The sequence below is a fragment of the Phyllobacterium sp. genome (assembly GCF_037994425.1).
GTDB lineage: Bacteria > Pseudomonadota > Alphaproteobacteria > Rhizobiales > Rhizobiaceae > Phyllobacterium.
The window spans coordinates 1-14,773 of record NZ_JBBNAM010000156.1 but is presented as its reverse complement, the minus strand read 5'-3'; the positions used below and the strand labels follow the sequence as shown (position 1 = coordinate 14,773).

Sequence of the window (14,773 nt, the reverse complement as noted above, 5' to 3'; positions counted from 1 at the left end):
GATACGAGCGATCAGTTGTTAATAATTGCGATGCCGCGATGGTGAAAACCGACGCTCACATTCGTTGCCGGTGCAAGATTTCTGTCGATTGCGGGATCCACGACAAAAAGCGTCCCCGCCGCAGTCTCCACTTCGTATTCGACGTGATCGCCGAGATAGGCCGCATGGCGGATGCTTCCTGGAAATGCTGCATCATCCGCCGCTTCAAGGGTAATGGCGTTCGGTCTGACGGCAATCTTGGCCGGGCCGGGGCGTGCGCTGCGCGCCGGCACCTTGTGCTCCAGCCTGCCGACCCGGATTATCGCCTGCGCGCCGTCGTTGCCCAGCACCTCACACGGCACGACATTCGCCTCGCCTATGAAGTCGGCGATGAACGAAGACGCCGGGGCCTCATAAAGTTCGCGCGGCGTTCCCTGCTGCGCAATGACGCCGTCCTGCATGACGATGATGCGATCGGAAACTGCAAGTGCTTCTTCCTGATCGTGGGTCACGTAGACCGCCGTAAAGCCGAGCCTTTGCTGAAGCTCGCGAATTTCCGTTCGCACGCGGCGGCGAAGCCGCGCATCGAGATTGGAGAGTGGTTCATCGAGCAAGAGCACCTGAGGCTCCAAAACCAGGGCGCGGGCGACGGCGACACGCTGCTGCTGGCCCCCTGATAGTTCGGCAGGCAGCCGCTGGCCGTAGCCGGCGAGGCCGACTTGCTTGAGCCCCTCTTCCGCCCGTTGGCGTGCCTCGTTTTTCTTCATCCCGGACGATTCGAGGCCGTAAGCGACATTCTCCAGCACCGACATGTGCGGGAACAATGCGTAGGACTGAAATACCATGGATACGTCACGTTCATTGGCGGGAAGCATGGTTACGTCCTTGCCGCCGATGAGAATGCGCCCCGACGTTGGATGCTCGAGACCTGCAAGCATGCGGAGCGTCGTCGTCTTGCCGCAACCTGAAGGACCAAGCAGCGTCACGAGAGTGCCTGGCTCGATGTCCAGCGACAGGTCGTGGATGGCCGTGAAGGTTCCAAACTGCTTCTTCACGTTTGTGAATACGACTGAGCCGGTGCGGTTGGTCATGATGCGGCCTTTTCTTGGGGTGCGACGAAGGTGGTTGCGATACGATTTTCTCGCCGCAATCTGCGTTCGCCCACGAGGAACTGGAAACAGGAGATGACAATTATCATCACGACGATGAGCATCGAGGAATAGGCAACCGCAACGCCGTATTCGCCATTCTCGACCAATCCAACGATATAGGATGTCGCCATATTATACTGCGCGCTCACAAGGAAGATGACGGCGCTTATCGAGGTGATGGCCCGGACGAAGGAATAGACCAGCGCGGCAACGATTGCAGGTCGAAGCAAGGGCAGAATAACCTTGCGGATCGTGCGGAAGCTTGTCGCCCGTAACGTCAGCGACGCCTCGTCAAGACTTTTGTCGAGTTGACTCATCGCCGCTACGCCCCCGCGCACGCCGACCGGCATATTGCGGAATACGAAGCAGGCAATCAGGATCAGGGCGGTACCCGTCATCTCGAGCGGCGGCAGGTTGTAGGCCATGACGTAACTAATACCGATAACGGTTCCCGGAATGGCAAAGCTCATCATCAGCGCGAATTCGAAAACGCCGCGTCCGACAAAGCGCTGCCGAACAATCAGATAAGCGGTGAGCAAGCCAACTGCAGCGGTAAGCGGCGCGGAAATCAGCGCAATCTCCATTGTGGTCCAGAACGAGTTCCAGGCAACGCCAGTCCAGGCAATAGCTCCATTCTCGAAGGCAAACGAGAAGGCGTGCCGGTAGTGTTCGAAGGTCAAGGTATTGTCGAGACCCCAGGTTCGGACAAATCCGCCAAAAAGGATCATGCCGTAGACAACGAGCGTAAAAAGCGCCCACGGAATGACGATGGCATGAACGCCGATTGACAGCGAGCGCGGCAACGCAATGTGCGCTCCGGAGTCGGCCTTGCCGGTAACCGTGGCGAAGCTCTTGCCCGCGAGCCAGAGACGCTGCGCCAAGAAGGCCGAAAGCGTGAAGATGAGAAGGATGATCGCAAGGACAGCGGCGCGCGAGGGATCATTCTGCGAGCCGACAACGGCGAAGAAGATTTCCGTCGACAGCACGCCGTGGCTGCCGCCAAGGACAAGCGGATTACCGAAATCGGCCATGCTCTCGATGAATCCGATCAGGAATGCATTGGCGAGGCCGGGCTTCATCAAGGGCAGCGATATCCGCCAGAATGTCCGCCAGCGATTGGCGCGCAAGGTCTGCGATGCTTCTTCCATCGAGGGACTGACCCCTTCAACAACCCCGATGAGGACGAGGAAGGAAATCGGGGTGAAGGAAAGCACCTGCGCGATCCAAATGCCGGTCAGGCCGTAGAGCCAGCGACCCGGCTCCACGCCGAAGACATTCGAGATTTGCTGGGTCACGACGCCGGCGCGCCCAAACAGGAGGATGAGCGCCAGGCCAATGACGAAAGGCGGCGTGATGATCGGCAGGATGGTCAGCATCCGGAGTGACTTCTTGAAGGGAAAGCGGGTGCGCGTCGCAACAAGTGCGAAGCACAGCCCAAGCAAAGTCGAGCCAGTTGCCGTCATGATTGCCAGGAAGAAGGTTCGCCAGGCGACGCCGCATCGATTGCCGCCCAAGAGGCAATCAAGGCTCCAGATCGACGGATCCTGGATGTTACGGACAAAGCCGGACGGATCGAATGACCCGTCGAAACTTTGGAAAGCGCCGACAAACATGCTGCCAACCGGATAGAACACGAAAATAACGACGAGGAAAACGAGAAGTGCAATCGAGGCAACGACGAAGGCATCGCCGCGAAGTACGCCGCGTTCGGCAAGACCGAAGGCGAAGAGAAGGACGAAAGCCAATGCCATCAACCCCGCGCCGGCGCCCATGGACGGCTGACCGTCCGCTAGGGGACCGAACAGCGTCTCGCTGAGTGTCCAGGTCCAACCGGTGAAGCCGATCGCAAGACCTTGCCAGATGAGGAACAGGAGGCCGGCGCTGCCCGCGGCAACAAGAAGGCTCGAACGGAGCATCGAGACCCTGGAGGTTCTGGCCAGGAGGCCGAGACCAAAGATCAGCGCGATCAGCGCGAGGTTCCAGCGACCGTATTCGACCGCCTGCAGGAGCCCGGGCGCTTCAACAGAACCCGTTGGGAAGTTTGCGAGCCAACCAAAGCCAAAGAACCCGTTCTCAATCTTGTACCAAGGCACAAGGATGAGCCCTGCGAGCCCGATGCCGAGAGCAATGTTCAATCTCCGGTCGCTACGCTCCATCACGCCATCCGCTTCATGTCAGACCTATGCTTCTATGGACCATATGTCCGGCACTCGACCGGACATATGGCGGGCGGTACAGAGAACGATCAATTCGCGCTCGCGCCGATCTCCTTGTCCCAGCGATCCAGCAATTCCTTGCGCTTCGCCGGGTCACCATAGGTCTTGAAGTCATAATCGATGAGCTTGATGTCTTCGAACTTCGGTGCTTCGGGTGGAACCGTTGCGGACTTGTTGGAGGGCAATTGGAAAGACTTGGCATCCTTCATGTGCGACTGCACATCTGCTGTCAGCGCCCAATCATACCATTTCTTGGCCGCGTCAACGTTTCGTGCGCCCTTGATGATCGACATAGAGCCGATTTCGTAGCCGGTACCCTCACATGGCGCCACCGCCTTGACCGGGAAACCCTCCGCTATCTGGGCGACTGCATCGTGCATGAAGACGACGCCGAGCGCCGTCTCGCCGCGCGCCGCAGCCTTGACCGGAGCGGACCCCGATTTCGTGTACTGCGAGACGTTGGCATTGAGTTTCTTCAGATAGTCGAAGGCCTGATCCTCGCCCATGATCTGCACCAGAGACGCGAGGGCCGTGTAGGCGGTGCCGGACGAGTTCGGATTGGCGATCTGAATTTCGCCCTTGTAGGCCGGATCGATGAGATCCGACCAGCACTTCGCCTCCTTCAGACCCTTCTTCGCGACGATGTCGGTATTGTAGCCCCAGCCGAGCGCGCCGGCATAGACTCCAACAGTTCTGTATCCGGAGCTTTCCGCCTGTTTCTTCGCCCAATCCTGCAATTGATCGAGCATGGGCGACTTGTATTCCATCGTCAGCCCTTCGGAAGCAGCCTGCAGATGCGGATCGCCCGTTCCTGCCCACCATATGTCGGTCTTGGGATTGCGCGCTTCTGCTCTGATTTTCGCATATGTCTCGCCCGAGGACAGGCGCACCATGTTGACCTGGATGCCCGTTTCCTTCTCGAACATGCCCTTCATCAATTCGCAGATAACGACGTCGGCAGAACAAATCAGATTGAGATTGTCTGCGGCACGCACTTCGGTTGGCATGACTTGCAGGCCAACAGCAAATGCGGCAGCAATGGCGAATACAGAACGCATATCTTTCCTCCCTAAAAAGCGGCACCTCCATGCCGTACGCCATCTTTGCAAGCGTGTGCAAAACTTTCACGAGCGGGATCAATCTGTCAAGCCGGCTCGTTAATTTTGCCCGTTCAGACATTCAAATTCAGATAGATTGAGATTTCTCGCAAACGCGTGCAAAGTGCGCCGAAAATGAAATGCGGGTACGCTGCTTGAACAAGACATTCGTCAGCGCTGGTGATGTGGCACAGCGAGCGGGAGTTTCCCGCTCAGCGGTCTCCCGCACATTTACGCCCGGAGCCAGTGTCTCCGAAGAAACGCGTCAGCGTGTCATGGAGGCAGCGCAAGCTCTCGGTTACCACGTCAACCAGTTGGCGCGCGGCCTGATGCGCAGCGAAAGTGGGATCGTCTGTCTCGTCGTATCCGAGATGGATACGCCCTATCGTGCCCGGCTCGTGCGCGCCCTCACCCACGAATTGCAGCGGGCCGGCAAGGTCTCGATGCTGATCAACACTGACCCTTCGGACGGGGCCGTGGACACAGCGTTACGCCAAACGCTTCACTATCGCGCCGACGCCTCAATTCTCTTGTCGGGGCTGCCGGACAAGGCGATCACCAGACTCTGTCTCGATAGTGGCCAACGCATTGTCCTGATCAATCGCGACGATGATATCGAGGGGCCATTCCGTATCAATCTCGATGATGGTCATGCCGCACGGGTGGCCGTTAGCGCCTTCTTGCGGGCAGGCTGCCGCCGATTGGCCTTTGCCAACTCCGCCGTCGGGACCCCAAGCCTGATGGCGCGCGAACATGGCTTCGTAGCGGCTGCTGGCGAATTCGGCCTCAATGTGACCGTCGCACGTCACGGCAATACCGTCTATGAGAGCGGACGAACCGTTGCCCAGACACTATTTTCAGGTCTTCAACCTCCCGACGCCGTATTCTGTGTCAATGATCTCATGGCCTGTGGCTTGATGGATGCCGCGCGCCACGAATTTGGTCTGCGCATCCCTGAAGATCTTTGCGTTATCGGCTTTGACGATATCGAGCAGTCGGGGTGGTCGTCCTATGCACTGACGACATTCACACAACCCGTAGATGAGATTGTCAAGAGCAGCATCGCATGGCTCGTTAATAGCGAGGAAGCCGGTGGCAAGCGGCCCGTCCGTCTCCACGCGCCGCTGATCTGGCGCAAAACGATCCGTGGCGTACAGAGGACAGGCTAGTTATTGAACGTGCCGGCGATGGTCAGCCGCGCGCGACCATGGCGTTTGGACTCGTAAAGCGCACCATCGGCAAGGTTGAGCAATTCCTCCGGCCCAAGGTGCACCGCGCTCCCCGCCGGATCGACCATCGCCATGCCAATGCTGACTGAAATCCTGCCCGTGGGACTCGCACCATGTTCGAGTCCCATGGCTGAAACGGCATCGAGCATCGCAGCGGCGATTTCCGCTGCGGGCTCGAGGGCTCGTCCAGAAATAAGGGCGGCGAACTCCTCGCCGCCGAAGCGCGCCACAGAACCGCCGCTCTGCTTTACCACTTTGTTCAGTGCGCGCCCGACCTGAACGAGACATTTGTCCCCGGCAAGATGTCCGTAGAAATCGTTATAGGCCTTGAAGTGATCGATATCGACCATGAGAACGGCCAATTGTTCAGCGTTCTCGATGGCGCGGAGGAAGGCACGTTTCAACAAATGGTTGAACTTGCGCCGATTCGGAAGGTTGGTCAGGTGGTCGCGCTCGGACTGATTGCGAAGCTTGCGGTTCGCTTCGAGCAGTTTCTGCTCCAATTCCATGCGCTGCCGGACTGTTGTGGAAAGTTCTTCCTCGATCCGTTTCTGTGCAGTGATATCGACGCTCGTTGCCAAGAGCCGGAGTGGGGAGCCGTCTGGCCCATATTCCACGACTTTGCCCCTGCTCAATATCCAGGTGAGGCCGCCATCCGGGCGCGAAACGCGGTACGTTGCCTCGAAGCGCGGCTTGCGTCCGCTGACGACATCATCCAACGCCTCAATCGCCCGCCCCTTGTCGTCCGGATGAACGATATCCCAGGCAACACTTTCGTTCTCTACGCCAGCTGGATCAAGACCGAGCAGCGCGCGATATTGCGGTGAGCGCCACACTCGCATCGTCGCAATATTCAGATCCCATATCCATTGGCCGGCGCTTTCGAGGGCGTAGGAGGTTCGCAGTTCGACCTGTTGCAGCTTCTGCGCCACGTCATTGAGGTTGGTGATGTTGGTGTAGGCAACCGAAATACCGGCAAACTCGCCAAGATCATTCGTGACGGCCGCCGCTGCCACCATGTACAATTCACCGGAAATTTCGATCTGCGCGTCGGAAGCAGGTTCGCCGGCCAGCGCAGTTTTGATATTGTCGCGCAGTAGCGCTGCGTGGTTTGGAACAACGTCTTCCACAAGCCGGCCGACAGCGTTTTCCGTCGCAATGCCGAAAATCCGGGAAAACTGATCGTTGGTCGAAACGAAAAGACCGTGGCGATTGACGTAGCAAAGTCCGACGGGAACCTTGTCATAAACCGCCTCTATCTGGAGCAGGCGGTCGCTTCCGCGTTCATCGCTTTTGTCAAATGGTGCGTTTCGCGATTTGCTGATTGGCATCACCCGGTATCCGACAACTGCGAGATCGACCGCAGCGGCACCTACCTTGGCGAGCGGACAGCCGAACCGTCAAGGCAAATACTGCGCGCCTAGGTTAATTAATTGTGGCCAAGCTTCGGCTGGTATGGAGCGGCGAAGACGATTAAGCTGCCCACTGAGGCGGAGGGGGGAGTCATGTCAGCGGATCACGTCCACGACGAAACCGATCACAATCACCCGATCGACTGGCGCGAGCATGGCGTCAAGGTCATTCCCGGAGATTCACTCGACCCCAACACCGCGCAGACACCCGGAATGAACCGCGCGACGGCCATTGATCGCGCCCGTGCCGGCGCCGAGAAAATCTGGGCCGGAACCGTCGTCATCCACGCCAATGCCAAGACCGGCGCACATCATCACGGCGACCTCGAAAGCATCATCTATGTGGTCAAGGGCCGCGCACGCATGCGTTGGGGCGAGAAGCTGGAATATGTCGCCGAGGCCGGGCCCGGCGATTTCATATTCGTGCCGCCCTATGTGCCGCATCAGGAGATCAACGCAAATGCAGATGAGACTCTGGAGTGCGTGGTGGTCCGATCTGGCCAGGAGCCGATTGTCGTCAATCTCGATATAGACCCGGTGGAGAAGCCCGAAGGAGTACCCTGGATAGATCCCATCCATCGCTGAACACGCGGGATCAACCCAGCCGCTTCAGTTTTTCAAATCGCTTTACGAGACGCTCACGTTTCAGCCTCGACAAGCGGAAAATCCAGAAAATACCGTCCAGCTGATCAATCTCGTGTTGCAGGCAGGTTGCGAGGAGCCCACTCGCCTCTTCGTTCAGTACGGTGCCGGACATATCCTGATAGCGCAGGCGAATCGAAGCGGGCCGCTCGACCTCGTCGGAAACACCGGGCATCGAAACGCTGCCCTCCTCTCGCCGGACAAGATCGCTGGATGACCACTCGACTTCCGGGTTGACGCAGAACCTTGGCGCGGCGGGTTCTATCTCGATCACGACCAGGCGCAGCGGAACGCCAATATGTGGCGCCGTTATGCCAATTCCCGGCGCATCACGCATTGTCGCCAGAAGATCCTGAGCCAACTTTTGCATTGCCTCGCCAAAATCGGTGACGCGCTCGGCCGGCCTGCGCAGACCTGGATGGGGAAATGTCAAAATTGGCCGAATAGACATGAACAGGCTCCAATGCACTTGCCCCGCAACGAGGCGGCACGTCCATCCTGTTGCCTCAATCGGTGCACAGGAAGCAAGCTTTACAAGCGACGCTGCTACCGATAATCGACAGAGAAACCATGAGGCCGTAACCGAACTTACCGGGGAAGGCCCAACGAGGCGATTGGATGCCCGCCAGCAAGACGATAACCAAGCCGCAGGTCCTTCCGAAAGGAGCGTTGATCATGACGCTCCTCGTCCTTGCGACGACGATTGTGTCGTTTTTCGTCATGATGGGCATAACCAATATTTCACCCACGAAGCAGACGACACAGCTCATCATCGCTGCCAATGCGGTATCTTTACTCGTCCTGATCTACCTCTCCTATGCGACGCTGAAGAAGCTCTTTCTCTTCAAGAGCAAGGCCAAGCACAACGACCTGCATACCAATGTCGCGATGATCTTCGCCTTGATCGCCTCGATTCCATCGATCATCGTCGCCTGCTTCTCGCTTATCGTCCTCGATCAGCGGATGGATTCCTGGATCAACACCGAGAATAACCAGATCATCGACATGTCCATCAAGGCGGCGCAGTCCTACACCGAGGACAATGCGCAAAGCCTCCTGACGACGACGCTTTCCATGGTGATCGATCTCGACCAGCGCCGGATGCTCTACAGTCTTGACCGGGGCGCCTTTTCTGACTGGCTCACGTATGATGCCGGCCGCAACAACCTGCTCGGCGCATCCCTGGTCAAGGCGAATGGTGAGGTTGTCGTCTCGGCCAACCTCATCAGCGACCACTCCCTGCCCGACGTTCCGTTGGAGGCATTGCGAAGCGCTGCGGGTGACAAGCCGGTTCTGATACCACCGGGCGATACCAACCTCGTTGGCGCTGTCATCAAGACACAAGCCCTGCCGGATCTCTATCTCTACACCATTCGTGCAGTCGATCGCTCCGCTCTCGACAATATGCGGGTGATGACCGATAACAACACTGAATATCAGGCGCTTGCGAGCAATCGCTCCACGACCCAGATCGCCTACGCACTGCTCTACATCGAACTCACCCTGCTGCTGCTCCTGACCGCCGTCTGGAGTGGCATTGCCGTTGCCAACCGCGTCGTCTTGCCGATCCGCCAGCTAATCGGCGCAGCCGAAGACGTCGCGACCGGAAATTTCGACGTGTCCGTCCCTGTGCGCGGATCGGACGGCGATATCGGCTCTCTGTCGCATACATTCAACAAGATGGTTGAACAGCTGAAAACGCAGCACAGCGACCTGATTTCCGCCAAGGACGAGATCGACGAGCGTCGGCGCTTCACCGAAGCCGTGTTGTCGGGCGTCACGGCAGGGGTCATCAGCGTCAATAGCGAAGGGATCATAGCCGGTCTCAACCGTCCGGCCGAACAGATGTTGGCGGTCGACGCATCGCAGGCAATGGGCCAGAGCCTTGTTCAGATCCTCCCGGAAATCGGCGCAGTGTTCGAGGCGGCGCGCGAGAACGGCCGGTCATCGAGTCGCAAGCAGATCAGTATTACCCGCAGCGGTGTCGCACGTTCCCTGAACGTTCAGATCACGCGCGAAGATGCAGATACCAAGAACACCTCCTACGTGGTGACAGTCGACGATATCACCGATCTCGTCGCTGCCCATCGCTCATCTGCCTGGGCGGATGTTGCCCGCCGGATCGCACATGAGATCAAGAATCCGCTGACGCCAATTCAGCTTTCTGCCGAACGCATTCGCCGGCGCTATGGCAAGGTGATTGTCGAGGATCGTGCAGTCTTTGACCAATGCACCGAAACGATCATCCGCCAGGTCGGCGATATCGGTCGAATGGTCGACGAGTTCTCGGAATTCGCACGCATGCCCAAGCCGCAACTGGCGGCAACGGATATTCGTAATGTGCTCCGCGACGCGTCGTTCCTGGTTGAGATCAGCAATAATCAGATCAAATTCGAGCACGACATCGACGACGAGCCCCTGGTCGGAAATTTCGACAGCCGCCTGCTTGGCCAGGCATTCGGCAACATCATAAAGAACGCGTCCGAGTCCATCGAGGCGGCTTTGCTCTCCGGGGCAGTTGACACTGGTTATATTCTCGTGCGGGCAAAGAGTGCGGGAGCTTCGATCACTGTCGAGGTTCTTGACAACGGCAAGGGACTACCAACTGAGAATCGGCACCAGCTGCTCGAACCCTATGTGACGACCCGTGAAAAGGGGACCGGCCTCGGGCTTGCGATCGTCAAGAAGATCGTCGAGGACCATGGTGGACACCTCGAAATGCTCGACGCGCCCGCGAGTTTCCACGGCGGTCGCGGCGCCCTCATTCGTATGGTATTTCCGCGTCTTGTCGATGCTGCTGCAGCTTGAGATGGCTGTTGTCGGATTCTTTTCATCCGCTATCAAAATGTGATGAGCGCCCTCGCAACACAAATTGAACAGCTACATTGAAAGCGCTATAATCCGCTACGCTGAGACCGGAATGACGGAATTAAGCCTTCTGCCGTGCCGGCGTCAGTTATGATCACGACAATTTGGAATACAAGCTGGAAGCCAAAATCAGCGGCGGTTGTTCGTGATTTTTGAGAACGGGCCGGTTTATCCGGTTTTGCTCAGGAGGATACAGGCGATGATGTTGCGGCATACGAAGGAAAACGGCGATATCTCCAATTGGATGACATGCTCGATCTGTTTGTTTGGCGCACTGGCAGTTGCAGCTGTCGTCTTTGCAATTTGATATCCGGATGACATCTGGTTAACGGAACCAGGCGGCGCAAAGCGGTTGCGTATGCGATTTTGATACGGGCTGGGTTTCCCTCGGGAAGCCCGGCCCGTTGGCATATGGTCCTCAATCTCAATCATTGTCGCTAAGATCCGGGCTAGGGTCAGGACTACACAGTTTTGATCGATATCATTGATGGAACCAATACGATCATAGATAGTTTAGTCTGCGCGATTAAGCGGAACTTCGTCCACAAGCGGGGACGTTCCGCGGCGGGATATATAATGTTGTTGAATTGGGGAAATCGTGGACATCCCACAGAGCAATTTTGCACCTTCGCTCGAAGCACTGCATGACATGGACAACTCCATCCGGGATTCGATCATCATGGATCTGCCCGTAGCCGTTTATACCACCGACAAGACGGGCATCATCACCTTCTACAACAAGGCGGCGGCGGAACTTTGGGGCCACATGCCTGATATCGGCAAGGATCGCTGGTGTGGATCTTTGCGCCTCTACTGGCCGGATGGAACACCCATGCCGCACGAGGAGTGCCCGATGGCAGTTACCTTGCGGGACGAGCGCGAGGCGCGCGGAACGGATGCCATCGCAGAAAGACCGGATGGAAGCCGTTTTACCTTTATGCCGTTCCCTGTGCTTCTGCGTAACAAGCAAGGTGAAATTGTCGGTGCACTGAACGTGCTGCACGATATAAGCGATCAAAGACGCGACGAGGAAACCGCACAGCGGCTCGCGGCAATCGTCGAATCCTCGGACGACGCCATCGTCAGCAAAGACCTTGCCGGGATCGTTACGACCTGGAATAAAGGTGCCGAGCGGATATTTGGCTACACCGACGAAGAGATGATCGGCCATTCGATCACGACGGTCATTCCACCGGACCGTTTGCATGAAGAGCCGAGCATTGTTGAACGCATTCGCCAGGGTGTGCGGATCGATCACTATGAAACCATCAGGCAGCGCAAGGACGGCACCCGCATCAATGTCTCATTGACCGTCTCACCCGTTAAGAACGCTTCGGGCCGCGTTGTCGGTGCTTCGAAAATCGCACGCGATATCACCGACAAGAAAGAAAGCGAAGAGCGGATCCTCATGCTGATGCGGGAAGTCAATCACCGCGTCAAGAACCAGTACGCCGTCATTCTTTCGATGATCCGAGAAACCAGCAGCCGGACAAAGGACATCACCGAATTCGAGCAGCAGATTCGCGAACGCATCATGGCGCTTGCCAGATCTCATGATTTGCTGGTTCACGCGACCTGGCGCGGAGCCACGCTCTCCGATCTTTTGCTCGAACAGGTCAAGCCGTTCGGTGACGAAAATCGACTCACCATGACCGGCCCGTCGATGGTGTTGCAGCCCAACGCTGTCCAATATCTCGGGATTGCATTCCATGAATTGGCCACGAATTCTGCAAAGTACGGCGTCTTCTCTTCGGAAAGCGGCGAGATAAATGTCGATTGGTTCGTGGGCGATGAGGGCAAGACATTCTATCTTGCCTGGACCGAGGCGGGAGGCCCGCCGGTCAGGCTCGGTCGCAATCGCGGCTTTGGTAAAACGGTGCTGGAACGGATAACGCCATTGTCGCTGGGCGGCGAAGGCATGCTCGAACAATCGGCCAATCGCATTGTCTGGACTGTGCGCGCTCCGATGGAAAACATCCGGGCCACTTCCGTTTGACCTCACCCAGGTCGCTCCACCTCGCTACTTTTGATTAGGGCGGCGCGCTGGAAAGAGGTTGTGGACGCGTGTATCCTCCCCAAACAAAAATCGAGGGGAACCGCAATGCCAAATATTTCTCAGCTTTTCTTCAGATCCGCCGTCATTTGGTTGCTGATTGGTGTTTCAGCTGGCCTACAAATGGGGATGTCGGGCAACCACACGGCGATCGCAGCCCATGCGCATATCAACCTCCTTGGCTGGGTCACAAGTGCCATATTCGGCGGATATTATGCCCTCAATCCGCTCAAGGCGACCAAGCGACTGGCGTTCGTCCACTATGGCGTTTACATGCTTGGCCTCATTGTGATGCTGCCCTCCCTTTATTTCATGGAGCGTGGCAACATGCAGCTTGAGCCGCTCGTCGGCATAGGCTCGATCATCACGTTTCTCGGCATCCTAATCTTCGCTGTGGTGCTGTTCTCACGCGAGAGCGTCGCGGTCCACCAAGCCCGCGCCTGACATACTCAACCCGGAGACAACTCTCTGTTGCGACAGCGGAACTATGGATTCTTTGATGGCAGTCTAAACTGCTGACGCAGCCGGATTGCTTCAGGCTGGCCCGACGGATTTGCCGATCTCGTCGACGTGATGCTGGATGCTTAGCCGATCCAGGGATGCGAGCGGAAGGTTGACGAAGATTTTCAAGCGGCGATCAAGCTCTGCCATGGTTCGGCTGAAAGCCTGTTTGCGCTCCCATGGTTGACCCTCCGTCTGGAGCGGATCCGAGCATTCCCAATGTGCTGTCACCGGCACGCCGGGCCACTCGGGCATCGGCTCGCCATGGGCCCCGTCATGCAAAGTAAAGACGAAATCAAGTTCACGCGCGCCTTCCAGTCCGAACTCGCGGTAATGCTTTGGACGCAGTCCTTCCACTGGAAAGCCCGTTTGTTCGAGAAGTTCGTGAGTCTCCGGGTTGATCTCGCTGTCAGGTTCCGTCCCCGCGCTGTAAGCCACGAAATGCGGCTCGCCCAAAAGATTGAGCACCGCCTCAGCGATGACGCCCCTCACCGAATCGCGGTGCGACAGGAACAGCACATGAAAAACCTTGTCGGTCATTCCTCACCTCCCCTAAAACATGGCACGCAGCCCCCGCCATAATGCTGCAAAATTGTGACAGCTTTTCAACAATAGGTGCCTGCAGCCGGGAAACGCAATTCCGGGCAAGCCGTGCGGTGTACAACCAGCGTGACTTGGCCGGCAATTTCTGGAATGCTAAGTTGTGGGCGCAATAGGCGTCGACTCCTATCGAAGCAGGTGGACATGAACGATGTGAAGATTGCTCGCCGGGGACTGTTAATGTCCGGCCTGGCTCTGATGACTGCGGGTTGTACACCCATTTCTTTCGCCTACCCAGGAGGAGGCGGATCGTATTTAAATCCTCGCCTGCGTCGGCAGCGTGTGCAGTATTCGGGAAGCGAAGCGCCGGGGACGCTCGTCGTCAATACGGATGAGCGTTACCTATACGCCGTTGAAGGCGACGGATCGGCGACACGCTACGGTATTGCCGTCGGCCAGGAGGGGCTCACGCTCAAAGGCAGGGCAGAGGTTGGCCGCAAAGAAGAGTGGCCCTCGTGGACGCCGACGGCGAGCATGATTCAACGCAAACCGCGACTTGCACAATATGCAGGCGGTGTTCCCGGCGGACCGGAAAACCCGCTCGGCGCGCGTGCTCTCTATCTCTACCAGAACGGCAAGGACACTCTGTTTCGCTTGCACGGCACAAACGAACCATGGTTGATCGGTCAGGCGGTTTCAAATGGCTGCATACGGTTGACCAACGAGGACGTCGAGTACCTTTACAATACGACGCCCCTGGGCACTCCGGTGTTGATAGTCTAGAACGTTACAATGAGGCACTTGCATTTGGCTATGGCGGGGTCACCGCGTTTTGCTGACCGGCTGCTTTGTGTCGACAATCGGCAAATTAACCCTGATGTGGCAAATCGGACACTACGTCTGTGATTCCGGTACCTTACCCTAGCGTTCATTACTATTTATGGTAGCATACCTTCGTTGGCCTACTCGCCTTTGAGGAGAAAGGATTGTCAGATGAAGAGAATTCTGATCGGTGTTGTTGCCGTGATGACGGTCGTCAGTTTAAGTGCCTGCGGGTCAATCGGTAAGGGAAAAGCCCCGCCGCC

General features: G+C 57.4%; 13 protein-coding genes. 7 read left to right on the top strand and 6 right to left on the bottom strand.

The features are described from left to right. Nucleotides 1–11: 11 nt before the first annotated feature. The 3 genes from AAAB35_RS11340 to AAAB35_RS11330 form a co-directional block, all read right to left on the bottom strand. A complete protein-coding gene (locus AAAB35_RS11340; protein WP_340668388.1) occupies nt 12–1,070 on the bottom strand; it encodes an ABC transporter ATP-binding protein in 1,059 nt (352 codons plus the stop codon). After that, nucleotides 1,067–3,286 (bottom strand): iron ABC transporter permease, encoded by a 2,220-nt coding sequence (locus AAAB35_RS11335; RefSeq protein ID WP_340668387.1) that lies wholly within the window; start codon nt 3,284–3,286, stop codon nt 1,067–1,069. Before AAAB35_RS11335 ends, AAAB35_RS11340 begins: the two co-directional genes overlap by 4 nt. An 89-nt stretch (nt 3,287–3,375) precedes the next feature. Further along, nucleotides 3,376–4,404, bottom strand: coding sequence for an ABC transporter substrate-binding protein (locus AAAB35_RS11330; RefSeq protein ID WP_340668386.1), 1,029 nt, complete (start codon nt 4,402–4,404; stop codon nt 3,376–3,378). Nucleotides 4,405–4,598: 194 nt separating this feature from the next. Here AAAB35_RS11330 and AAAB35_RS11325 point away from each other — a divergent pair, with 194 nt between their 5' ends. Then, complete coding sequence (locus AAAB35_RS11325) at nt 4,599–5,612, top strand: substrate-binding domain-containing protein (protein WP_340668385.1); 1,014 nt, start codon at nt 4,599–4,601, stop codon at nt 5,610–5,612. On the opposite strand, the gene AAAB35_RS11320 is transcribed toward AAAB35_RS11325, so the two are convergent. Beyond that, nucleotides 5,609–7,003: a diguanylate cyclase gene (locus tag AAAB35_RS11320; protein ID WP_340668384.1), complete on the bottom strand. Its 1,395-nt coding sequence runs from the start codon at nt 7,001–7,003 to the stop codon at nt 5,609–5,611. The genes AAAB35_RS11325 and AAAB35_RS11320 overlap by 4 nt on opposite strands. A 174-nt stretch (nt 7,004–7,177) precedes the next feature. On the opposite strand from AAAB35_RS11320, the gene AAAB35_RS11315 reads away from it, so the two are divergent. Further along, nucleotides 7,178–7,669: a cupin domain-containing protein gene (locus AAAB35_RS11315; protein WP_340668383.1), complete on the top strand. Its 492-nt coding sequence runs from the start codon at nt 7,178–7,180 to the stop codon at nt 7,667–7,669. Between the two features lie 10 nt (nt 7,670–7,679). Here AAAB35_RS11315 and AAAB35_RS11310 read toward each other — a convergent pair whose 3' ends face one another. Further along, nucleotides 7,680–8,177 carry a peptide deformylase gene (locus AAAB35_RS11310; protein ID WP_340668382.1) on the bottom strand — a complete coding sequence of 166 codons (498 nt, stop codon included), beginning with the start codon at nt 8,175–8,177 and terminating at the stop codon, nt 7,680–7,682. A gap of 167 nt (nt 8,178–8,344) precedes the next feature. Between AAAB35_RS11310 and AAAB35_RS11305 the strand changes: the two genes are divergently transcribed. The 3 genes from AAAB35_RS11305 (at nt 8,345) to AAAB35_RS11295 (ending at nt 13,091) form a co-directional block, all read left to right on the top strand. Next, nucleotides 8,345–10,534 (top strand): PAS domain-containing sensor histidine kinase, encoded by a 2,190-nt coding sequence (locus AAAB35_RS11305; protein ID WP_340668381.1) that lies wholly within the window; start codon nt 8,345–8,347, stop codon nt 10,532–10,534. Nucleotides 10,535–11,192: 658 nt separating this feature from the next. After that, nucleotides 11,193–12,590, top strand: a complete 1,398-nt coding sequence (locus AAAB35_RS11300; RefSeq protein WP_340668380.1) for a PAS domain S-box protein — start codon at nt 11,193–11,195, stop codon at nt 12,588–12,590. 105 nt (nt 12,591–12,695) lie between these two features. Further along, nucleotides 12,696–13,091 (top strand): hypothetical protein, encoded by a 396-nt coding sequence (locus AAAB35_RS11295; RefSeq protein ID WP_340668379.1) that lies wholly within the window; start codon nt 12,696–12,698, stop codon nt 13,089–13,091. Nucleotides 13,092–13,181: 90 nt separating this feature from the next. Here the strand turns inward: AAAB35_RS11295 and AAAB35_RS11290 are convergent, their stop codons facing one another. Continuing rightward, nucleotides 13,182–13,688 (bottom strand): protein tyrosine phosphatase, encoded by a 507-nt coding sequence (locus AAAB35_RS11290; protein WP_340668378.1) that lies wholly within the window; start codon nt 13,686–13,688, stop codon nt 13,182–13,184. Nucleotides 13,689–13,892: 204 nt separating this feature from the next. Between AAAB35_RS11290 and AAAB35_RS11285 the strand changes: the two genes are divergently transcribed. Together AAAB35_RS11285 and AAAB35_RS11280 are read left to right on the top strand one after the other, a co-directional pair. Continuing rightward, nucleotides 13,893–14,471, top strand: a complete 579-nt coding sequence (locus AAAB35_RS11285) for a L,D-transpeptidase (RefSeq protein WP_340668377.1) — start codon at nt 13,893–13,895, stop codon at nt 14,469–14,471. 210 nt (nt 14,472–14,681) lie between these two features. Beyond that, a partial coding sequence (locus AAAB35_RS11280; RefSeq protein ID WP_340668399.1) for an ABC transporter occupies nt 14,682–14,773 on the top strand: 92 nt, incomplete at its 3' end.